Genomic DNA, 23,993 nt, shown 5'->3' with positions numbered 1-23,993 from the left:
TTTATTTATGCTTTTTTATATTGACTTTTACACTTGATACATCAAGATTATTTTGCATTCTGAAACATTATTTTAAAATAATTTTAAAATTTAATTATTATGAATATAAAAGGACAAACTAAAGAATTTTTTAAGGACTTTGATGCTAAATATGCTTATAAAAAAGCTGATTTAGGAACAAAATTCCATAAAAATCATATTGAAATAAAATTTTGACAGCCTTTAGCTTTAGATGTAAAACTATTAATTTTTCAAAATTATTCAGATATTAATGAAACAATTAGTTTTTCTATGGAAAAAGAAGAAACTGTTTGAGTTGTAAAAATTGAAAAAAAATATGAAGGCAAATTTTATCAATTTTTAATCACTCATCCAGATAATTCTAAAACTGTTGCACTAGATCCTTATGCTTATTCTTTAGCTCCTTTTGATTGAGAAGCAAAAGAAGATAAAATTGCAAAAGGCGCAATAGTTAATCTAGATAATAAATCAAAATGTGGCATAATAAAATACCTTCTTAAAACCGAATTTAATTGTCAAGTAGACCCTATCATTTATGAGCTTCACATACGTGATTTTACTAGTTTAAAGAAAGCAAAAGAAAAAGAAAAATTAGGTACTTTTGATGCAACATTAAAACATGATATTTTTAAATATTTAAAAAATTTAAATATAACTCATGTGCAGCTTTTGCCAATTCATTCAACTTATTCATTAAATGAAAACAATATAAAAATGCTTAAAAAAGGAGAAGGCAAAGGTTGAGCTACTAATTACAATTGGGGATATGATCCTTTAAATTACTTTAGTATCAATGGTTCTTATTCAACTAATCCAAGTGATCCTTATAATAGAATTAAAGAATTTAAAAGATTTGTAGATAAAGCACACAAAAGTAAAATCGGAGTTATTTTAGATGTAGTTTATAACCATATGATGATAAATTCAATTTATGATAATATTCTGCCTGGTTACTATTATCGAGATAATGCTAAAGTAAAACCTGTTATTTATCCGCCTTTAGCAAGTCAAAGATATATGGTTAGAAAACTAATTTATGAATCACTAAAACATTTTGTTGAATATTATGATGTTGATGGTTTCCGTTTTGATTTATCAAGTTTTATTGATAAAGAAACACTTGATTATTGTTTTAAAAACTTAAGAAAAATAAAACCTAATTTAGTAATCCATGGTGAAGCTTGACAATTTAGTGATTTAGATTTCAAAGATTCTTATGTTAAAGGAATTAGTGATAATAATCATTCATTTGGTTACTTTAATGATTCACTTAGGTCAATAATTACTTGAGATGAATTTGGGTCTGGACCAGGATTGATTACTAAAGTAAATAATGAAAAGGTTGCCAAATATCGTTCATGTGTAATAGGCAATATTAATAATTACAAATGACCTAGTTATGATTTTAAGTATTCAAAAAACTCAAATGATTTATTTACTAAACATGTTGGAAATAACTTAGCTTATGTTGCTTGTCATGATGGTGGAACATTATGAGATCGTATTATTACAGAATCTTTAAATAAAGATTTAAAAATAAAAGATTTATTAGACCAATATCGCCAAGCTTTGATTTTGCAAATTACAACACAAGGACGTCAATTCTTTTTAGCAGGTACTGAATTAGCTCAAAGTAAACCTGCTGATAAAAGTGGTCAAGATTTTCATAAGTCATTTTATTCATATGCCAAAGATTATTTTGAATTAAATTCAGATGAAAATAAATACCATTTTAATTCTTATAAAACGACAGATTATACTAACGGACTAAAATGAAATAATTTGGAAAATCCTTGAATTAAAAAAGAGCTTTATCGTTGATTTATTAGACTCTTGAAATTTAGACAAAGTACTAAATATTTCAGACTAAATTCAAGTGAAGAAATCAACAAATACTTGAAATTTAATTGAGACATTAAAGATCAAAATGTTGTCGATTATTCAATTAAATTTAATGAAAAAGAAGAAGTAAGAGTCATTCACAATTTTAACCAATCTAACTATAAAACAATTGATTTAAAAAAATACAAAGTTTTATTTTGCTCAAAAATAGGCATCTTTAATACGAAAGAAATATTGGGGCATTGTTCATATATATTAATTAAAAAATAGGAGAGATATGAAAACAATAAAATTAGAAGATAAAATTATTTACCAAATATTTCCTCGTTCATTTTATGACTCAAATAATGATGGCGATGGAGACTTATTAGGTATAGCAAAAAAACTAGATTATTTACAAGACTTAGGTATAAATGCGATATGACTTTGTCCAATTTATGACACTAATTTTGTGGATGCTGGTTATGATGTTTTAGATTACAAAAGTGTTTGAAAACAATTTGGAACATTAGAAGATTTCAAACTTTTGACTACTGAAGCTAGAAAAAGAAATATTGATATTATCATGGATATTGTTTTAAATCATGTTTCAAATGAACACGAATGATTTAAAAAAGCTTGTGAATCAGAAGATAATATTGAACACAATTATTTCATTTGAAGAAAAGAATTAAATAAAGAAGAAAAAGAAGCAAAGAGTATTTTTGGTGGTTCAGCTTGAGAATATGTTCCAAGTGTTAAAAAATACTATTTTCACCTTTTTGCTAAAGAACAAGTGGATTTAAACTGAAATCATCAAGATACAGTTAAAGCTATGTCAGATGTTATTGATTTTTGATATGGCTTAGGTGTTAGAGGTTTTAGACTTGACGCTATTAAACACGTTTCAAAAAACTTTGAAGAAACTTTAACTAATTCTTGTTTTGCATGATGTAAAGGTGCAGACAACATGCTTCTTAAGTTTAATAAGTTAGCTTTTAGTGATAAAAAAGATGCTTATACATTAGGTGAAGCTAGTGGAATTAATTTAGAAGAATTATTAAAATATGGAACAGGATCTAAAAAAGTAGCTGATAACTATTACAACTTTTCTTGATGATGAATTGGTTGAGGAAAAGAAACAGGTAGAAATGGTTATGACTCAAATTGAGATTACAAAGAGTTTGTTTATCAACAACAACCATTTCAACATTCAACAAAAGTTTTACCAAGTATGACAACCAATTTTTTATCAAATCATGATACTTCAAGAAGTATTTCTAGATGAGGAGATGAAAACATATTTCATAAAGAAAGTGCTAAAAGTCATGCTTTAATGCTTTTTGGGCTAAAAGGTATTCCTTGTATTTATTATGGAGAAGAAATTGGTTTATTAAATAATCAATTTAACTCAAGAGAAGAATTTAAAGATTGTGACATATTTAATGCCTTTAGTGAGTTAGTAGATAAAAAGAAAATTTACAGTGAATACGAATTTATTAAATATTGCAATATCAACAGTCGTGACTCAGGCCGCACTTTGATGCAATGAGATAATTATGCAGTAAACAATGGTTTTAATGAAGGCCAAAAAACTTGAATTAAAACAAATCAAAGAGCACAATGAATTAGTGTTCAAAATAATTTAGAAGACAAAAATAGTATTCTTAATTTTTACAAAAAAATTATAGCCCTAAGATCTAAAAAATATCATGACATTTTAGTATTAGGAAAAAGTCAAATAGACCTACAAAACAGTGGAATAATACAGATTACAAGAACATTTAATAAGCAAAAAATAGTTATTTTAATTAATATGACAAAACATCAAAAAGTAGTTGAAAATGTTCAAGGAAAACAAATATTATCAACATATATTGATAACAAAAAAGTTACTGATAAATTAAGACCTTTTGAGTCGATTATGTTAGAAATTAAATAAGGAGTAATTATGGAATATATTGAATATGACCCTGATAATAATCAGATTTCACAGATTAAATTTGACCGTAATATAACAGCAAAAAGTGAAAGTATTTTTTCACTAGGTAATGGTTATTTAGGTATTAGAAGTGTTGATGAAGAAGTTCAAGAATATAACAAAGAAGACTTTTTTGTTAATGGTATTTTTAATAGAACATCTAAAGGAGAAGTTCCTGAATTAGCTAATTTAGCTGATTTAATTCAAACTCCTATTTCTTTTAATAATCAAATTTTTGAAGTTAATGAAAAGGATCAATATACTAAAACTTTAGATATTAAAAATGGAATTTTAAGTCGTAAAGTCATTGCCAAAAGAGACTTTGCTACAATTGAATTAAATTTTGAACGTTTTGTTTCTCAAGAAATAAGAAACATTTATGCTCAAAAAATTACAATTAAAATTTTAGATTCTAAAGATGAAATTGTTAAGGTTAAATTATTACCAGGAATTAATGGACAAGTAACAAACAGTGGTACTCAACACTTTGAAGAAGGTCTTAAAAACCGTGTGACAACCGAAAGTTTGAAGATGCAACAAATAACAACTAATTCAAATCGTTTTGTTGTGCACCACATGTTTACAAGACTTTTAAAAAATAATAAGTTAATTTTAGGCAGTAATGACAAATATCAAATTCAAACTGATCGCCGCAAAGTTTACTTTAAAATCGAAAATGAATTAAAAGCAAACGAAGAATTAGTTTTAGAAAAATTAATGTCAGTTCATACATCAATTGATGATGAAGAAAAAATATTAACTAATAGTGAAGTTTTGGCTAAATCAGATTTAACTTTTAACTACTTATTAAAAAATACATATGCTTCATTAAAAGAAAATTCTACAGCTGCAATGCAAAAAGTTTGAAATCAATTTTATGTCAAAATCGAAGGTAATGAACAAAGTAAATATGATGCTTTAGCATTAAACTTTTCAATTTTTCACTTAAATAATTTTGTGCCTAAAAATTCAACTAACTTAAATGTAGGAGCCAAAGGACTTTCAGGTGAAGGTTACCAAGGGCACACATATTGAGATACTGAATTCTTTATTAATCCTAATTATCTTTTTACTAGACCAAGTGTTGTTAAAAGATTACTAACATATCGTTATAAAGGGATAAAAGGAGCTAGAAATAAAGCTTTCGAAACAAAACGAAGAAATGAAGAAAGTCATTTATTAGGTGCTCAATATCCTTGAGAAATGGCTTGACCTACTGATGGTGAAGTTTGTCCTTATTGAGGCCAAACTGATGTTGTAACAGGTGAACAAGTACCGATTGCAAGTAGAAGACAAGAGATCCATGTTTCAGCTGATATAGCCTATGCAGTTTATCAATATTATCATTTTACAAATGATGAAGAATTCATGAAAAAAATAGGTTATGAAATGATAATTGATACAGCTTACTTTTACACAAACCGTGCAGAAATACAACCAGATGGTAGTTATGAAATTAAAGATGTAATGGGTCCAAATGAATATAAAGGAAACATTAATAATAATGCATTTATCAACCAAATGGCCTTATTTAATATGAAATTGGCAATTTCAATATATCGCAAATTGCAAGCACAAACACCAGGCTTACTTAACTGTATTTTAAAAAGAATACCTTATAAAATTAATTTTTCAAAAATGACTAAAGTCATTAAAGGTCTTAAAATTCAAGCTCCTAATAAAGATAAAATTATTGCAGAAAATGATACATTCTTATCCTTACCTTTAAAAAATGTTAGACCATTTCAAATGCTTGGAGATGCTGGTAAAAAATTATTCAATACTTCTGAAGGACATAGATTATTAGGCTCTCAATTAGTAAAACAAGCCGATGTCATTCTCTTAACTTATTTATTCCCTGAGTTATATAATAAAGAAATTAGAGAAAAAAACTTTGATTACTATGAAGCAATAACCACACATGATTCATCACTTTCGGCAGCAACTTATTGTATTGAAGCTATTAGATTAAATAAAATTGAAAAAGCTTATGAATTATTTAAATATGGTATTAATATTGACTTTGGTCCATGAATGCACACTTCAAATGCAGGTATTCATGCAGGATCTTTAGCAGCAATCTGACAAATGATTGTCTTTGGTTTTGGTGGTTTAGGATGATTTAATAAAAAGCTCCATATAGCTCCAAAATTGCCAAATAATTGAAATAGTTTAGTTTATAAAGCAATTTACAAAAATGAGCCATTTTTAGTAGAAATCAACAAGGACAAATTTACCATTAATACTATAAATAAAGGTTCTAAGTTAAAAATATGTGTTAATGGTATGGACTGTGAAATTACAAATGAAAAGCAAGTTTTCGAGGTGAAAAATGATTAAAGGAATAATTTTTGATTTAGACGGAGTAATTACCGATACAGCTAAATTACATTACAAAGCTTGAAAAGAAATAGTCAATGAATTAGGTATTGATTATAGCAAAGAAGAAAATGAAAAATTAAGAGGCTTGCCTCGTAGAGATACTTTACTTGCAATATTTGAATTAAAGAAATTTAAGCATAATTTTGATGATCAAAAAATCAATGAATTATGTACTAAAAAGAATGAATTATATTTAAGTTATTTAAAAAAATATATTAATAAAGATAGCCTTTTAGAAGGCATCGAACAATTTTTAAAAGACTTAAAAAAAGATAAGATTAAAATTGCAATAGCTTCTTCAAGTCTCAATGCTCCTTTGATTTTAGAAAAACTCGGAGTTATAAATTATTTTGATGTTATTGTTAATCCTGTTGAAGTTAAAAAAGGAAAACCTGCACCAGATATTTTTCTTTTAGCTCAAGAACAACTTAAATTAAAAAAAGAAGAATGTGTTGGAATTGAAGATGCAGTTGTTGGAGTTGAAGCTTTAAATAAGGCTAACATTAAATCCATTGCAATAACAAACGGTAATAATAATTTATTCCAAAAAGCAACTTTATTAGTTCAAGACACTTCTAAATTAATTTGAGACTTAATCAAACCTATTTTGTTTTAATAATAATTAATGTTAAAAAATGAATCCTTTCAAGTATTTAATAAAGGATTCTTTATTTATTCTTTTTTTCATCAAGCAAATATTGATTTAACTTTTTATACATTGTTTTTAAAACTCTTTTTTGACTGTTGTGAACTAATTTATTCATAGCTCTTGAACATGAATAATATTTCATTTCTAAGATTTCGCTTTCTTGTCTTTGAGGATCTTTTTTATCAGTTTGCATTGCTAAAAAGTAAACAACTTCTTTAGGTATTCCATTAGGTAAAACATATTTTTCTTTCATTCTAGTTTCCTTGAAAATTTGAAAATTTTCTAAGTTAACTTCTTCTTTAGCTTCTCTTAGTGCAGTTTCAATTTCGCTTTCTTTGTTTTCAACATGTCCTTTAACAAAGCTTCACATATTATTTATTTGCTTAGCAATCAAAACTTTTCAACCTTTTGTAAATTGTCTAAAAATTACTAATCCACATGATTTTTCACTCATATTTAGTCCTCATTTCTTTTGAAATATTTAATAATTATAGTTTAATATAAATTCTAATATTTTAAATATATTTTATATATATTAATAATTAAAAAGTTTTATAATAGAAAAAGTATTTATTATATATTGCAAGGAGGAATAATGTTTAAGTTAATTAAAATGCTACCAATTAAGATTAAATTAGCATTTCTTTTTGGTTCATTGCTTGTTTTTATTAATATTATTTTTACTTTGCTTTTGCCTAATATTATTTCTCAGTTTATTAGATTATTATTCGTTGATGATTATTCAAAAGTTGAGACATTATCCTTCTTTAATGGTCGTTGAGAAGTTAGAGGAACATGTAAAGATTTAATTACATATTTAAGTATTGCTGTTGTTTGTCAAACAATTTTAGCAGCCACTTTAACTTTTACTTCAACACTTATGATTGTGTGACCAGCTGAACAAAGTAGCCGCTTTTTTAGAAATGCTTTGTTTAATAAAATTCAAAAATTATCACTTAAAAATATTGCTGATTTAAAACCAGAAAGTATTATTACTAGAGTTTCAAATGACGTTGCAATCTTTTGAGAATTCCTTGTTAATGGTTCAAGTATATTAATTAGAGGTTTCTTTTTAGTAATTGGTGGTGGAGTTTTAGCAATTTTAAACGATCCAAAAATGTCACTTAGTGTTTTAGCTGTTGTACCTGTAATTTTTGTACTAGTACTTGTTATTGGTTTAACTACTAATCCACTTTTAAAGAAAACACAAAAAGTTGTTGAAGAAATTACTAAAGCAACTGATGAAAATATTTTAGGAGCAAGAGTTATTAAAACTTTTAACTTAGAAGAAACAAGAAAAAAACGTTTTAGTGAATACAACCACAGATGATATAAAGTGCAATTCAAAACAAATATGATTTTTGCTTTTGCTGTACCGATTTTTTATGCTTCAATTAACTTATTAATTATTGGAATCTATGCTTTTGCAGGTCATAGAATGTATACTGAAGTTGCAACTTTAGATTCACTTGTTAAAGTTAATATTTTTATAGAATACTTATTTTCAATTAGCTTTGGTCTCTTAATGACCATTCAATTCTTAACATCAATGTTTAGAGCTCGTGTTTCAGCAGGTAGAATTAATGAAATTTTAGAAACCAAAATAGATCCTTTATTTATTAAAGATGGTAAACAATTAACAAATAATTTTGATCTAGAAGTTCAAAATCTTTCATTTCGTTACTATGAAACCAGCCCTTCATATTCACTAATGAATATAAATGTTAAATTACCTTATAAACAAACTTTAGGTATTATTGGACCAACAGGTAGTGGTAAAAGTACATTTATTAACTTACTTTTAAATAATTATGTTTATGATGAAGGTTCAATTAAAATTGGAGGCCAAGAAGTTAAAGAAATTAATACCAAAAACCTTCATGAAACTGTTGGCATAGTTTACCAAGAAGCTTTACTTTACACTGGAACAATTAGATCAAACTTACTTTGAGCTAAACCTGATGCAACTGATGAAGAAATGCGTGAAGCACTTAAAAATGCTTGTGCTGATGATTTTGTTAATAAATTTGAAGATGGTTTAGATCACAAAGTTGTTCAAGGAGCTAGAAACCTTAGCGGTGGTCAAAAACAAAGAATTTCAATAGCTCGTAGTTTATTAAGAAAACCTAAAATCTTAATTTTAGATGATTCAACAAGTGCACTAGACAATATTACAACTAGAAAAGTTATTAATAATATTAAAAATAATTATGACTGTTCAACAATATTAATTAGCCAAAAAATTGGAGCTATTAAAAATGCTGACAATATTATGGTTTTAACTAATGGAGCAGTAATGGATCAAGGTAAACACGGTCACTTAATTAAGACCTGCGATTTTTACCAAAAGATCTATGAAACACAGCTAGAACAATAGAAAGGAGATAATCAATATGGCTAAAAATAAACAAAAAGAAAAAAAATTTTCAACTTGAAGACTGTTTAAATTAGTTTATGATTTCTTAGACAAAAAAGATAAAAAATTAGTCATTATTGGTGGCTTTATTTGCTTTTGAAATGCTGTTTTCTATGTTGGAGGAACTACTTTAACTGGTGTTATTATTAGTCTCTTTTTCAGCCAAAAAATGTTTGATGCTAGTGGTAAAGTTATTCCAGGAGCATTCGATGTTAAAGGCTTTATTATTTGAAACTCAATTTTAGCAATATTTTTTATTTGTTATGCAATAGTACGGTTTATTCAAAGTCGGATATTAATTGCCATAGCTTATAAAGCTGCTACAAAAATGAGAAAAGTAGCAATGGAAAAACTTATTGAAATGCCAGTTAGCTTTTATGATAAAGAAAAAAGTGGTGACTTAATTTCAGTATTAATCAATGATATAAATAACTTAGCAAACTCATTTGTTCAAATGTTCAATGAAACTTGAAATAACATTTTCAATGTCATTCTTTCAATATTAGCAATGGCTTTTGTCGGTTTTACTTTAACAGCAATAGTAATTCCTTTATCAGTTTTATTCTTCTCACTTGGCTACTTCATGATTTCAAAAGCTAGAAAATCATATGTTCTTGTACAACAAGACTTTGGTGATTTAAATGCTTATGTTGAAGAAATGCTAACTAATAGCAAAATCACTCAAACTTTTGATCGTCAAGAAACAGCAGAAAAGAATTTCAAAAAAATAACTCATGATATTTATTGACACTCATTCAAAGGCGATGTTTGTATTAAATTTTTTGATCCTTGATTTATTATTTCAACCAACCTTTTAGTTCTTTTAATCTCACTCTTTGCCATTATCTTTAATATTAAAAATGTCCCTACCTTAAGTATTTTTAGTTTTTTTAGTAAAGCTGATGCAGGTTTCATGATAGCTTATACATCACTGCTTTGAAACTATACAGGTACCTTACAAGTTTTCTTCAATGTTATTTTTTCAATTCAAATTGGACTTGCTTCAACAAAACGTGTTTTCCGTTTATTAGAACTAGAACTTCCAACCAAAATCAAAAATTCTATTGAATTAAAAGATATTGAAGGCCACATTGAATTTAGAAATGTTTGCTTCAGATATGATAAAAATAGTAGTAAATATCAACTTAAAAATGCAACTTTTGAAGCATTACCAGGTCAAATTATTGCCATAGTTGGTCCTACCGGTGCTGGTAAAACAACTATAATCAATTTACTTAGTAAATTCTATGAATATGAAGAAGGATCAATCAAAATTGATGGTGTTGAATTAACAAAAATTACTAAGAAAAACTTACGAGACTTAATGTCAGTTGTATTACAAGATTCATTTATGTTTAATGAAACCATTATGGACAACTTAAAAGTAGCTTCAGACAAAATCACAAACCAAGAAGTATATGAAATGGCTAGTTTAACTTCAGCTCATAACTTTATTCAAAAACTTGAAAAAGGTTATGACACTGTAATAGAAAATAGTGGTCAAAGTTTAAGTCAAGGTGAACGTCAATTGTTATCAATTACTCGGGCACTGTTGGGTAAAAAGAAAGTATTGATCTTAGATGAAGCCACAAGTAATGTTGATTCAAATACTGAACAAATTATTCAAAAAGCTTTACAAGAAGAATTAATGAAAGATCGTACTTCAATAGTTATAGCTCACCGTTTAAGTACTATTAAAAATGCGGACTTAATTTTAGTGGTTGATGATGGTCAAATTATTGAACAAGGAAATCATGCATCATTAATGGAAGCAAAAGGTTATTACTTTAATTTATATGAAAATCAATTCAAATAAACCAAAAAGCCTGTTTTATAGGCAAATACGGTTTATTTTTATTAATCATTTTTTTACTATTTAATTGACTTTTAATTAAAATTTTGATATACTAAAGGTGGGTAATAAAGTTGGTAATAAAATCGATAAAATAAAAGGAAAAAAAACATGACAAATAATGAATTAATTAAAGAATTAACTTCTTATGAATTTGAAAAGGAGTGATTTGAATTTAAAGTTAATAGAGCTGATGAAGATGAAATAGGCTCTTATATTTCTGCTATTTCAAATTCATGCGCTATAGAAGGCAGAGACTATGGATATTTAGTTTGAGGTATTGAAGATAAAACTCATAAAATTGTTGGTACACAATTTAATTATGATAGTCATACAAAGAGTAATGAGCCTTTAATTCATTATTTAGAAAGACAACTCAGTCCAAGAATTAATATTGAATTTAGCGAATTCAATTATCAAGGCAAAAGATTGGTTATTTTAAAAATAGTTGCAGCTCATAAAACTCCAACAGCTTGAAAAAATGAAAGATATATTCGAGTTGGATCAAGCAAAGAAAAATTAATGAAATTTCCTGAAAGAGAAAGAAAATTATTTTGAGTTTTAATTTTTGGCCATGAAACAATTCAAAACACTAAAGCCAATACTCAAGATTTAACATTTAATAAATTATTTGGATTTTATGGGTCAAGAGGAATTCAATTAAAAGAAGAAACATTTAGACAAAACCTTGAATTTTATACCGAAAAAGGTGAGTATAACTTACTTGCTCAGCTTTTGTCAGATAATTCTGGATTTCCAGTTAGAGTTTCTATTTTTGGAGGTTATGACAAAACAACCCCTTTATATACAGTAGATGAATTTGGATTTACTAATTTACTTTATACACTAGATGATTTGATTAGATTTGGAAATGTAGTAAATATTTATCAAGCTGATGAAAGAAACAGAGTTCTCACAAGAAAAGAAGTACCTTTATTTGATTCTAATGTTTACAAGGAAGCAATAATTAATGCCATCTTACATAACAAATGAACTTCAAAAGCTTCTCCAATGATTTCTATATTTAAAGATAGAATTGAAATTGATTCTATGGGAAATTTAGGACCTGAACAAACAATAGAAGGTTTTTACAAAGGAGAATCAAAACCAGTTAATGAAAAGTTAGCCGAAATTTTTCTTCAATTAAGAATTAGTGAAAAATCAGGACGTGGAGTACCTGCAATAGTAAAAGTTTATGGCAAAGAAGCTATTTATTTTGGTGATGGATTTATTAAAGTTACAATTCCTTTTAATAGAATTAATGCTGTAAAATTTGAAATTGAAGTTGAAGAGATAGATGAAGAAACAGCTAAAAAAATTCTTAATCAAATAAGAAAAAAGATATTATCGGAAATTATTAAAAATCCACATATTACTAAAGCTTTATTAGCAGAAAAATTAAATCTAAGCACAACAGCAATAGACAACAATATTAATTTTTTAAAAAAACATGGTTTTATTAAAAGAGTTGGAGCAAATAAAAATGGTTATTGGAAGGCATTAATAAAATAATAGTTTAAAATATATTTTTAATAAAGGAAGAAAATGAGTTATTTACAAAAGTTATTAGATAAGTATTGTCCAGATGGATATGAGTGGGTTACATTGGGCGAAATATCAAGCATTAGGAGAGGTGCCTCTCCTAGACCTATATCTTCTTTTTTGTCTAAAGAAGGTTATCCATGAATAAAAATTGGAGATATAGAAGAAGGAAAAATTTATTTAAAAAAGACTAAACAATTTATCAACGAAAAAGGTAGCAAAAAATCTGTTGTTGTTGATAAAGGAGATTTAATTTTATCTAATTCAATGTCTTTTGGAAAACCAGTGATTGCTGATATAAAAGGTTGTATTCATGATGGCTGGTTATTAATAGCAAATTTTGAAAAAAATGTAACTTCAAAATTTTTATATTATTGATTTTTATCTAATTATTCACAATCATTTTTTCTTCAACAATCCTCACCGGGGACAATATCAAACCTTAATTCAGAAATTTTGAAAAAACTAAAAATTCCTTTAATTCCTCTAAAAATTCAAGAAAAAATTGTCGAAATCTTGGAGAGATTTCGTATACTAGAAGCGGAGCTGAAAGCGGAGTTGGAAGCGAGAGGGAAGCAATTTGATTTCACTTTAACAAAAATTTTTAATTTCAAACAGTACAAATTAAAAAAATTATGAGAAATAACATTCTGAGATAAAAACTTCCAAGAAGTTGAAAAATTTAAACAAAGTAAAACATCTAATTTTAAATATTTATTTTATAAAGAAATAGAAAATTATAATGATCCTAAAGGCGATGTAAAAATTATTACCACAGGCAAAGAAGAAAATTTAAAAATTAATAGTAAAAATTATAAAAAAGATATATATTCAGGTGAAGTGTTGTTAATTCCCGGAGGTGGAGAGGCAAATATAAAATATCATAAAGGTAAATTTGTTACGGGAGATAATAGAATTGGACAAGTTCTAAATAAAAATGAAGTTGCAACAAAATTTTTATATTATTACTTTCTTTTAAATCTTGATTTAATTAGAAAAAATTTTAGAGGTGGTAGTATAAAGCATCCGTTTATGAAAAATATTTTGGAATTAAATATACCTATTCCTCCTTTAGAAACCCAAAACAAGATAGTTTCAATTCTTGACAAATTATCAGAATACTCTCAAGAAATTAATTTAGGTTTACCTGCCGAAATAGAATTAAGAAGTAAACAATTTAAGTATTACAGAGATCAATTATTAGATTTTAAATAAAATAAAACTCTCATTATGAGAGCTAATTATTAGTATCACTATTAAGTGATATTTTTTATTTTTAAACAACTATTCCTTTTTCAAGTGTTTCTTGTTTCCAAGCTAAATAAAGATCTCATGATTTGAACATTTTCTTGAAATATATCTTTTCAAAAACACTTGGAAATATTGAAATAAGTAAATAAATTATTAATGTTACTACACATAAAATCCTGCCTTTAAGCAGTTGATTAAAGAATGTATTTTCATTTCTAATTATGTAAGTATTATCTTTTGCAAATTTTTCCAATTCGACTGTTTTAAAGTATTCCCTGTCAAAACCTATCAATAAAAATAAATCAATAAAAGGAATGATTGTTGTGATTATTACAGATAAATAAGTAACTGTAACAATAAAGTAAGCCGATACTAAAAAGTATTTTTTCTTTTGTGCTTTTACAAAATTATGTTTTCTATTTTTAATGCCACCAAGTATTGCTGTAGCAATTGAAGTATAAACAATTAAAGATGTTCAGTTAGCCACTAAATCAGTAAAGTTATATAACTTATTTAATGCATCTGATTTAATAGTTTTATCACTATTTAAGCTATTAAAGATGTTGTAATTTTCATTTGAAAAATAACATAATGCTCCAAAAACTGAAAACAAAATAATTAAAGGAATACAAAGAAATAAACTATAAATTACACCAATTTTAGGTCTCTCTTTATTTAATTTAAATCTAAGTTTATATCAAAAAGGTAATTCACCTAAAGCCAATAAATCTTCAATATAGCGAGGCAATCACATTGCTAAATTGTTAATGATTCCTAAGATTCCTATAGCTATACAAATGTTTAAAATACCAAAGATAATTCTGCCAGCTTTTGAACCTCATCAGTTACTTAAATAATCCTTCATTTTAATAAATGAACCACCATTAATACTCATTGAAATGGCAATTAAAAGATAAATTATTGTGGTAATCAATAAACCAAATAATAATGCTAAAGGAGTCTTTTGAGGTTCTTTCATTTCGCTTTGGATACCAGCTGAAATATAAAAACCATCATAAACAAAGAAGATAGCTGATACTGATAAAAATACTCCAAAGCCCGCACCTAAAGATTTATAAGAAGCAATTGAACTTCCCAATCTAACATCAAAGTGTTGATCTTGTAAATTCCAATGAGTTTGATTTACTTCACCTTTTGAACTAAAAGCCAAAACAAAACCAATAATGATAATAAAGAATAAAGGCAAAAATTTAACAGCTAACATAATTTTATTTTGAATATCACCTGCTTTAGTATAAAGAGCTGGTACTATTGAAAAATAAATTACAATCAATAAACTAATTCCTGTTCAAATCATTCAATCATATTTAGTGCCAATCACAAACGCTTCTTGATTTAATATTGCTCCTACTCCTTGTTGTAAGGACATTAAAGCATAAAGAGGCATTAAAAAATAACTAAGTGGCAAATATAAGTAAGTCATAAAGTTTTTTGACATATTAAATACATGCCGATTATTAAAAGTATGATTTCATCCTATTAAAGATAAATTATGACTTTTAGCACTAGTAATTTCAACTAAAGCTAAAGCCATAGCAATAATTGCTAAAGCACCAAAAATTCAACAAAAGATAGCTAAAATTAAACTCTGATGTGAATTGTTAAGTATGCTTTCGCTACGAAAATAAATACCAGCACCATTGCTGCCACTAATTACTATTAGCATAGCAGTAAAGAAGCTGATTTTCTTTCTTTTATTAACTTTTTGATTTAAATTATCTTTTGCCTTTTTCATAGTTATTTTATATTTTATCAAAAGTACATAAATTGTAAAAATAAGATACTAAAAGCTAGTAAAAAAGCAAATATTAACTTTATTAAATCTAAAAACATAACATTTATTTAACTTTTATATATAATATTTAATATTAAATTGAGTATTTATTTTAGGAGGCATAAAATGTTTAACCGAATTAAAGGAACAAGAGACTTTGGTCCACAAGAAAATAATGTGATTGAATTAATTAGAAGTGCATTTGTTAATTATGCAAGAAATTATAATTTCCATTTAATTGAAACTCCAATTATTGAATCAGCCACTCTTTATCGTCGTTCAGTTGCAAGTAGCGATATAGTTAAAAAAGAAATGTACGAATTTAAAGACAAAGGTGATCGTGATATTGCACTAAGACCAGAAGGAACAGCAGGTTTTGTTAGAGCTTTAGTTGAAAACAAATGATATGCAACACTTAAAAATACAAAGTTTGCTTATTATGGTCCAATGTTTCGTTACGAACAACCACAAAAAGGACGTTATAGACAATTTAATCAAGCAGGGATGGAAATAGTTGATACAGTTATTAATCCATATAATGATGCTGAATTAATTATTGCAGCAGCTTCACTATTACAATGTCTTGATGTTAAATGTGTTTTAAAAATTAATTCAATTGGTGATGAAGAAACCAGAACTAGATATCAAGAAGAATTAAAAAAATATTTTGCTAAATATAAAGATCAATTAAATCCAATTAGTCTTGAAAGACTTGAAAATAATGTTTTAAGAATTCTTGATGATAAAGAAGAAAGGCAAAAAGATTTTGTTAAAAAAGCTCCTAAAATTAATAAATACTTAAGCAAAAACAGCACTGAATTTTTTAATAAATTAACTTCAATTTTAGACTTCAACAACATCAAATATCAAGTTGATTATTCTCTAGTTAGAGGACTTGATTATTATGATGAAGTTGTTTATGAATTTGTTTCAACTTCAAAAGAATCAGGAAGTCAAAGTACAATAATTGGCGGTGGAAGATATTCGAACTTAATCAAAGAATTAGGTGGACCTCAATTATATGCTTGCGGTTTTGGTTTTGGAGTAGATCGAGCAGCTGACATTATTAATGATGAAAACAAAGACAATAATGATGCTGAAAAAATAAACATTTTAGTAGCCACAACCAGTGAAAAAAATCTAGACATTTTATTTTCATTAACTAATGAGCTAAGAAATTATGGAAGCAAAATTGAATTTATTAAAGAAGTAGTTAAAAGCAAAAAAATCTTTGATAAGGCTCAAAAATTACAAGCTGATGTTGTGATTTTTGATGACAACATTCAAGGTCGTGAAACCTTTGTTGCTAAAAGTTTAAGCGATAATGATCGTATTATGTTCCAATACAATGAAGATGGTTATGCAGACTTATTAGACTTTTTAGCAGAACATAATTTACTAAGCGATTTAATAGCTGAAGAAGATGAAGACGAGGAATAAAAAATGAAAAGTAAATATATAAAGAACAATGAATTAAGTGCTAAAGACAAAGGTAAAAAAGTAACTTTACATGGTTGAGTAGCTAATAAAAGGCGTTTTGGAGAAATGACTTTTATTGACTTAAGAGACCGCTATGGAATTACCCAATGTGTCTTTAAAACAGACTTAAACGTCACAAAAGAAAGTTCAATGGAAGTAATAGGGAAGGTTGTTTTAAGAAAACAAAAGAACCCTAATCTAGCTACTGGTGATATTGAAGTAGTAGTTGATAAATACACAATTTTTTCTGAAGCAAATGAAGAATTACCTTTTGCAATTAGAGATGATATTGATGTTAAAGAAGAAACCAGAATGAAATATCGTTTCTTAGATTTGCGTCGTCCAGTAATGCAACAAAACATTATCACTAAAGATAAAATTATGTTTGCTGTTAGAGAATTCATGCACCAAAATGATTTTATTGATATTGAAACTCCAATGCTTGCTAAAAGTACACCTGAAGGTGCTAGAGATTTTTTAGTACCTACTAGAAATAGAGATGAATTTTGAGCTTTACCTCAAAGCCCCCAATTATTTAAACAACTTTTAATGTGTTCAGGTTTTGAAAAATATTATCAATTTGCAAGATGTTTCAGAGATGAAGATAGTAGAAAAGATCGTCAACCAGAATTTACTCAATTAGATATTGAAACTTCATTCTTAAATGTTGAAGACTTTCAAAAATACATTGAAAAATTATTCAAACACATTTTTAAATCAATAGGAATTAAAATCAAGACTCCATTTCCAAGAGTTAAATATTTTGATGCTTTAAGAGATTATGGAACAGATAAGCCTGACTTAAGATATGATTATAAAATAGTTGACATCAATGACTTTTGCCTTAATACAGACTTTAATATCATTAAATATGCTCCAAGTAAAAGAATGCTTTTTGTAGATACTTTAATTACCAAAAAAGACTTTAAAGACTTAGAAGAAATTGCTAAGAAAAATAAAGCAAATATTCTATTCTACTTTGTTTATGAAAATGGTGAAATAGTTCACACCAACTTTGCAAACAAAGTTAAAGATGCAGCTTTAGAATTAGTCAAAAATAACAAAAACAAAAATGGTTCTTACTTTATAGTTGCTAATACTTATGATCACGCATCTCAAGCTTTAGGTGCAGTTAGAGTTGAATTAAATGAAAGATTTAATTATGCAAGAAAGGAATGAAATCTTTCTTGAATTACAGACTGACCTATGTTTGAATATGATGAAGAAAATAATACTTGAGCAGCAGCCCATCACCCTTTTACTAGATTTGCGCATTCACTAGAAGAATTAGACAAAATTGAAATGAAGGATGTTAGAGCGCTTTCATATGACTTAGTTTTAAATGGTTTTGAATTAGGTTCAGGTTCAGCAAGAATATTTGATAAAAAAACACAAAAGAAAATGTTTGATTTAATTGGTATGAGTGAAAAAGAACAACAATCAAGATTTGATTGATTCTTAAAAGCTTTTGATTATGGTATTCCTCCTCACTGTGGAATTGGTTTAGGACTTGACAGATTGACAATGATTATTACAGGTCAAAAAACAATTCGTGATGTTATTGCATTTCCTAAGAATGCTAAAAACCAAGATGTTTTTACAGGAGCTCCAGGCAGTGTTGATAAAAAACAATTAGATGAATTATTCTTAGAAATTAAAAAAGAAGACAAATAATAAAGAAGGACATAAATTTTTTTATGTCCTAAAATGAATAAAAATATAGATATGTCCTTAAACAATTTAGGGACATGTTTTTTTCTTATGTTCCAAATTGTAGATTTTAAAATGGGACATAATTTAATCCTTATGTCCCTAAAATTAAAAGAAATGTTTAATAATTAGTTTAAAAGTTAAAAACTTTATTTTTTAAATATATTTATTAAAATATAAATAAAGGAAAATTATGCTTAAAGAACAAAGACTAGATGTTATTTTAAAAGAAGTAAATTCAAAAGGTGCTGCTTCACTAAAAGAGCTTGCAAAATTAACTCAAGCAAGCATTTCTTCAATACGCGAAGATGTTGCTGAATTAGATAAACAAAAATTATTAAAAAGAGTTCATGGCGGAGCTTATTCATTAAATAATAATTCTTCAGCAAATGATGTTGAATATGAATCAAGAAGTAATATTGAATTAGATGCAAAAATCAAATTAGCTACCAAAGCAAATGAATTTGTACAAGATAACTTATTAATTTTTATTGACTCAGGAACAACAACTCATCAATTAGCTAAATTAATTAATAACAAGAATGTAACTATAGTTACGAATTCAATTAATGTTGCTACAGAATTAAAAAGTCATTCAAACGTTACAACTATTTTAATAGGTGGATTATTAAAAAGTAATACGTTTAATGTTGTTGGATCATTAGCTTTAGATAATTTGAAAAACTTTAATTTTGATATTGGATTTATTGGAGCAAATGGATATAGCAATAATCTAGGTTTTACAACACCTGAAATTAATGAAAGTTTATTTAAAAAAGAAGCAATTTTAAAATGCAAAAAAAGTTATATTTTGTTAGACAAAACCAAAATAAATTCTGAATTTAAATATACTTTTGCAACCAATAATAAAAACATCACATTGATAACTAATTACAAGAAAAAAGATCTAAATCTTGAGAATATCATAGAAGTATAAAATGTGAGAAAATGTGGAAAATTCTACAAAATTCTACAAATTTATAGGCTTTTATGCCTATTTTTTGTTGTTTTTTGTAACTTTTTGTGTTTTTCTGTGCTTTTTTGTAGTTTTTTAAATAGAATTAAATTGAGGAGGATAGATGATTTACACAGTGACTTTTTCACCAGCTATTGACTATACAATGTCTTTAGAGGGAAAAATAAATATAGGAGATATTAATCGCTCCAAAAGTGAAAATTATACAGTTGGTGGTAAAGGAATTAATGTTTCAATACTATTAAATAATTTAGGAACTAAAAATGTAGCTTTAGGTTTTGTCGGTGGTTTTACTGGTCAATATATTATTAATTACTTAAAAGATAAAAAAGTTAAAACAGATTTTTGTAATATTGAAGGTAATTCAAGAATTAATGTAAAACTAAATGGCAAAGCTAAAGAAACAGCTATTAATGCTAATGGACCTAAAATCAGTGATCAAAATTTAAAACAATTATTAGATAAGATTGCTTTTAATATTAAAGATAATGATACTTTAATTTTGGCTGGCAATGTTCCAAAAAATGTTGACACAAATGTTTATGAATTAATTTTAGAAAAACTCAAAAACAAAAGAATTTATATAATAGTAGATTCAACTAAACAATTTCTACTTAATACATTAAAATACAAACCATTTTTGATTAAACCTAATTTAGAAGAACTTGAAGAATTATTTGATGAAAAAGTTAAAACTAAAGAAGACATAAAAAGTCATGTTGAAAAACTTAAAAAATTAGGTGCCAGAAATGTGTTAGTGTCTTGTGGCGCTGAAGGAGCTTATTTATTTAGTGAAGATAATCAAACCTTTTATAGTGCTACATATAAAGGAAAAGTTGTAAGTACAGTTGGTTCAGGAGATAGCATGATTGCTGGATTTATTGATAATTATTTAAAAAATAAAGATTATAAACAAGCTTTAGAATTCTCAATAGCTTGTGGAGCAGCAACTGCTTTTGATAAAGAAATAGCTAATAAAAGTGCAATATTAGAATTACTTGAAAGGGGTCAAAAGTGAAAATAAAAGAACTTCTAACTCTAAAAAATATTGATATTAATGCAAAAGCAAAAGATAAATTAGAAGCCATTGAATTAGCAGTTAATTTGATGGGTGATAACATTATAATTGACAAAAACGCCTATTTGACAGCGGTTTTGGAAAGAGAAAAACAAACAACAACTGGATTGGGCGATGAATTAGCATTGCCTCATGGACGCGGATCTTTCGTTAAGAAACCTCACTTAAGTGCACTTGTTTTAAAAGACGGAGTTGATTATCAATCTTTAGATAATAAACCTGTTAAATTGCTATTTCTAATTGCAGCTCCAGAAACAACAGATAGTGAAAACTTACACTTAGAAGTTTTGGCTAAATTGAGCAAAATGTTAGTTGATAAAGTATTTATTGAAAAATTAATTAATGCTAAAAGCAACAAAGAATTTCTAAAATTAATTGAAACAAAAGAACAAGAAGTTGATCAGAATGAATTTGAACAAACTAATAATGGTGAAAAATTTATAGTAGCTGTTACAGCTTGTCCAACTGGTATTGCTCATACATACATGGCTCAAGAATCTTTAGAAAATGCAGCTAAGGAAATGGGTTATCAAATCAAAGTTGAAACTCAAGGTTAAGGTGGAGCTAAAAATGTTTTGACAAATGAAGATATTCAAAAAGCTTATGGTGTCATTGTTGCTGCCGATACAAATATTGAAATCACAAGATTCAATGGTAAAAGATTGCTTCAAACAACTGTAACAAAAGGAATTAAACAACCCAAAGAATTAATACAAGAAATAATAGATGAAAAAGTAGCTGTATATAAATCAGATTCTTCTTCAAATGAAAATACAAATCAAGAAAAATTAAGTTTTGGAAAACAAATATATAAGAATTTAATGAACGGTGTAAGCCATATGCTTCCATTTGTTATTGGTGGCGGTATTCTAATTGCTCTAGCCTTCTTATTTGACTCTTTTTTAGGAAAAGAAGCAGTAGGAAAAGATTTTGGACAATATACTCCATTTTCAAAATTCTTTAAAAATGCTGGTGGATTTGCTTTTGGCTTTATGATGTCAGTGTTTGCTGGTTTTATTGCACATTCAATTGCAGGAAGACCAGGCTTAGCAGTCGGTATGGTAGCTGGAGCCATGGCATCTAGTACACAGTTTGCGGTTTATGAGACTGGTTCTAATGCAGGCTTCTTAGGAGCCTTAATTGGTGGTTTCATTGCCGGATTCTTAGTATTAGGATTAAAATGATGCTTCAAATGATTACCTAAATCGTTAGATGGACTTAAACCAATGTTAATTTATCCAGTATTTGGTATCTTACTTATTGCTGTTATTATGTTCTTTGTAATTAATACACCACTTTCATATTTAAATTACTACATTCAACAAGGTTTAAACTATGTTGTTAAAAATAACACAATTTCAATTGGCTTTAAAATTGGAATGGGAGATTTACTTGCTGGTATGATGGCAGTTGATATGGGTGGTCCAGTTAACAAAGTTGCATATACTATTGGTGTTGCTTCAGTAGATCCTGATGGAATCAATCAACCATGAATTATGGCAGCTGTTATGATTGGTGGTATGGTTCCTCCTCTTGTAATCGCTATTGCAGCTGACTTATTCCCTCAAAAATTTACTGCTAAAGAAAGAAAAGATTCAAAAGTTAACTACTTAATGGGCATGGCATTTATTACTGAAGGTACAATTCCTTATGCAGCTAGTGATCCCTTGAGAGTTATTGGTTCATCAATTTTTGCAAGTACATTAGCTGGTGGAATGGCAGCTGGATTAGGATGCTCAATTCCTGCTCCTCATGGCGGAATCTTTGTATTCGTTGTTGCACAAGGATGATATTGATATTTATTAGCTCTTGTTGTAGGTGCTTTTGCTGGCGCATTTATTTTAGGAGCATTAAGAAAAAAAGTTGATCCAAGCGAATTAGGAAGATGAAAAGGTATTCCAATTGGTAATGGAGTTTACTTAAAAAGAAAAGTAAAACAAGCTCAAAAAGTTGAGAAATAAATTAGAAATAGAAATTATGTCCTATAAGAATTCGGGACATAATTTTTTTCTTATGTCCCGAAAATAATAAAAGTAAACTAACGTTTTTGACCAAAAAATAGGGACATAATTTAATCCTTATGTCCCAAAAATTAAAGGACATAATTTTTAACTTATGTCCCTAAATGATAAATATATTTTTTAAAGTTTTATTGAAGAATAATTTTTAATTCAATTGTTTTATAGTCTTTTTAGTAAAATTGGCAATATTTTTTATAGGTTTAATATTTAACATATTACAAAAAAATATTTTATTTAAAGTATAATTTTTAAAGAAAAAAAGTAAGGTATTAAAATGAATGAATTAAGATGTAGAAAAGAAGAAAAACTTTATTATAAATTAATACCTTATATTGATCAAAAATATAAAGAATTTTGCTTGCAAATTTATAAAATTGAAAGTGCAAAATTATTAGGAGTTAGAATTCCAATACTTAAAGATTTAGCTAAAAAATGATATAAAGAAATACCTACAAAAGTATCAGAATTTATGTGAAACCCCTATCATTATTTGTTTGAGGAAATATACTTCATGGTCTTTTTATTAAAGAAATTAATGATTATAAAAAGCAAATAAAATATTTAGTTGAATATGCAAAAAAATTAGACAATTGAGCTATTGTTGATATTTTTGAATTTAAACTAAAAGACAAAAATAAAAAAGATTTTTTAAGTCATATTAAAGATTGACTAAGAGATAATAATTCATATACAAATCGTTTTGCTATTGTTATGCTTAAGAAATATTATTTAAAAGATGATTCTAAATTAAGTTATTTAGATTTAATTATGAATACAGCTAACAATAATGATTATTATGTAGAAATGGTTCAAGCTTGATATTTATCTATAGCTTACAAGAGTTTTAAAAGTAAAGTTTTAAAAATTCTTAACAATTGAAATTATTCAATTAATGTTTTAAATAAAACAATACAAAAAATAAAAGAATTATCAAAAACAACTAAAGAAGAAAAAGAACAATTAGATAAATTAAAAAAGTAAAATAAATAATATAATTTAATTGTGTTTAAAAATGGAGG

Annotated in this window: 17 protein-coding genes; 15 read left to right on the top strand and 2 right to left on the bottom strand. The window is 26.7% G+C overall.

The features are described from left to right. Positions 1-99 precede the first annotated feature (99 nt). From MBIO_RS04365 to pgmB, 4 genes are read left to right on the top strand one after another with little or no spacing between them, the layout of a single operon-like run. Positions 100-2,133: an alpha-amylase family glycosyl hydrolase gene (locus tag MBIO_RS04365; protein ID WP_041594265.1), complete on the top strand. Its 2,034-nt coding sequence runs from the start codon at positions 100-102 to the stop codon at positions 2,131-2,133. A gap of 7 nt (positions 2,134-2,140) precedes the next feature. Then, positions 2,141-3,784: an alpha-amylase family glycosyl hydrolase gene (locus MBIO_RS04360; protein WP_013527013.1), complete on the top strand. Its 1,644-nt coding sequence runs from the start codon at positions 2,141-2,143 to the stop codon at positions 3,782-3,784. A 9-nt stretch (positions 3,785-3,793) separates the two neighbouring features. Further along, on the top strand, positions 3,794-6,163 hold the full coding sequence (locus tag MBIO_RS04355; protein ID WP_013527012.1) for a glycosyl hydrolase family 65 domain-containing protein: 2,370 nt from the start codon (positions 3,794-3,796) through the stop codon (positions 6,161-6,163). Further along, positions 6,156-6,821, top strand: coding sequence for a beta-phosphoglucomutase (gene pgmB, locus MBIO_RS04350; RefSeq protein ID WP_013354809.1), 666 nt, complete (start codon positions 6,156-6,158; stop codon positions 6,819-6,821). The genes MBIO_RS04355 and pgmB overlap by 8 nt, the downstream gene beginning before the upstream one ends. A 52-nt stretch (positions 6,822-6,873) precedes the next feature. Here the strand turns inward: pgmB and MBIO_RS04345 are convergent, their stop codons facing one another. Continuing rightward, on the bottom strand, positions 6,874-7,308 hold the full coding sequence (locus MBIO_RS04345; protein WP_013527011.1) for a bis(5'-nucleosyl)-tetraphosphatase: 435 nt from the start codon (positions 7,306-7,308) through the stop codon (positions 6,874-6,876). A gap of 141 nt (positions 7,309-7,449) precedes the next feature. Between MBIO_RS04345 and MBIO_RS04340 the strand changes: the two genes are divergently transcribed. The 4 genes from MBIO_RS04340 to MBIO_RS04325 all read left to right on the top strand — a co-directional run bounded on the left by MBIO_RS04340 (position 7,450) and on the right by MBIO_RS04325 (position 13,879). Then, positions 7,450-9,231, top strand: coding sequence for an ABC transporter ATP-binding protein (locus MBIO_RS04340; RefSeq protein ID WP_013354807.1), 1,782 nt, complete (start codon positions 7,450-7,452; stop codon positions 9,229-9,231). Positions 9,232-9,247: 16 nt separating this feature from the next. Beyond that, positions 9,248-11,086, top strand: coding sequence for an ABC transporter ATP-binding protein (locus MBIO_RS04335; protein WP_013527010.1), 1,839 nt, complete (start codon positions 9,248-9,250; stop codon positions 11,084-11,086). Positions 11,087-11,233: 147 nt separating this feature from the next. Further along, positions 11,234-12,634 carry an RNA-binding domain-containing protein gene (locus tag MBIO_RS04330; protein WP_013527009.1) on the top strand — a complete coding sequence of 467 codons (1,401 nt, stop codon included), beginning with the start codon at positions 11,234-11,236 and terminating at the stop codon, positions 12,632-12,634. Positions 12,635-12,667: 33 nt separating this feature from the next. Next, complete coding sequence (locus tag MBIO_RS04325; RefSeq protein WP_015511273.1) at positions 12,668-13,879, top strand: restriction endonuclease subunit S; 1,212 nt, start codon at positions 12,668-12,670, stop codon at positions 13,877-13,879. 61 nt (positions 13,880-13,940) lie between these two features. On the opposite strand, the gene MBIO_RS04320 is transcribed toward MBIO_RS04325, so the two are convergent. Beyond that, the gene (locus MBIO_RS04320; RefSeq protein WP_013527007.1) at positions 13,941-15,671 is read right to left on the bottom strand and encodes an APC family permease; all 1,731 of its coding nucleotides are present in this window, start codon (positions 15,669-15,671) and stop codon (positions 13,941-13,943) included. Between the two features lie 165 nt (positions 15,672-15,836). Between MBIO_RS04320 and hisS the strand changes: the two genes are divergently transcribed. The 7 genes from hisS (at position 15,837) to MBIO_RS04285 (ending at position 23,955) form a co-directional block, all read left to right on the top strand. Continuing rightward, complete coding sequence (gene hisS, locus MBIO_RS04315; protein ID WP_013527006.1) at positions 15,837-17,150, top strand: histidine--tRNA ligase; 1,314 nt, start codon at positions 15,837-15,839, stop codon at positions 17,148-17,150. A 3-nt stretch (positions 17,151-17,153) separates the two neighbouring features. Beyond that, a complete protein-coding gene (gene aspS, locus MBIO_RS04310; protein ID WP_015511270.1) occupies positions 17,154-18,863 on the top strand; it encodes an aspartate--tRNA ligase in 1,710 nt (569 codons plus the stop codon). Between the two features lie 229 nt (positions 18,864-19,092). Further along, positions 19,093-19,836, top strand: a complete 744-nt coding sequence (locus tag MBIO_RS04305; protein WP_013527003.1) for a DeoR/GlpR family DNA-binding transcription regulator — start codon at positions 19,093-19,095, stop codon at positions 19,834-19,836. 142 nt (positions 19,837-19,978) lie between these two features. Further along, on the top strand, positions 19,979-20,899 hold the full coding sequence (pfkB, locus tag MBIO_RS04300) for a 1-phosphofructokinase (RefSeq protein WP_013527002.1): 921 nt from the start codon (positions 19,979-19,981) through the stop codon (positions 20,897-20,899). Then, a complete protein-coding gene (locus tag MBIO_RS05175; RefSeq protein ID WP_013527001.1) occupies positions 20,890-21,510 on the top strand; it encodes a fructose PTS transporter subunit IIA in 621 nt (206 codons plus the stop codon). Before pfkB ends, MBIO_RS05175 begins: the two co-directional genes overlap by 10 nt. An 18-nt stretch (positions 21,511-21,528) precedes the next feature. Beyond that, positions 21,529-22,914 carry a PTS fructose transporter subunit IIC gene (locus MBIO_RS04290; RefSeq protein ID WP_015511267.1) on the top strand — a complete coding sequence of 462 codons (1,386 nt, stop codon included), beginning with the start codon at positions 21,529-21,531 and terminating at the stop codon, positions 22,912-22,914. Positions 22,915-23,445: 531 nt separating this feature from the next. Then, entirely contained in the window at positions 23,446-23,955 is a 510-nt protein-coding gene (locus tag MBIO_RS04285) for a DNA alkylation repair protein (RefSeq protein ID WP_258408939.1), read from the top strand. The last annotated feature ends 38 nt before the right edge of the window (positions 23,956-23,993 follow it).

It is taken from the genome of Mycoplasmopsis fermentans PG18, assembly GCF_000209735.1.
GTDB classification, from domain to species: Bacteria; Bacillota_I; Bacilli_A; order Mycoplasmatales; family Metamycoplasmataceae; genus Mycoplasmopsis; species Mycoplasmopsis fermentans.
The sequence above is the reverse complement of the archived record's forward strand: the minus strand, read 5'-3'. Positions and strand labels throughout refer to the sequence as shown.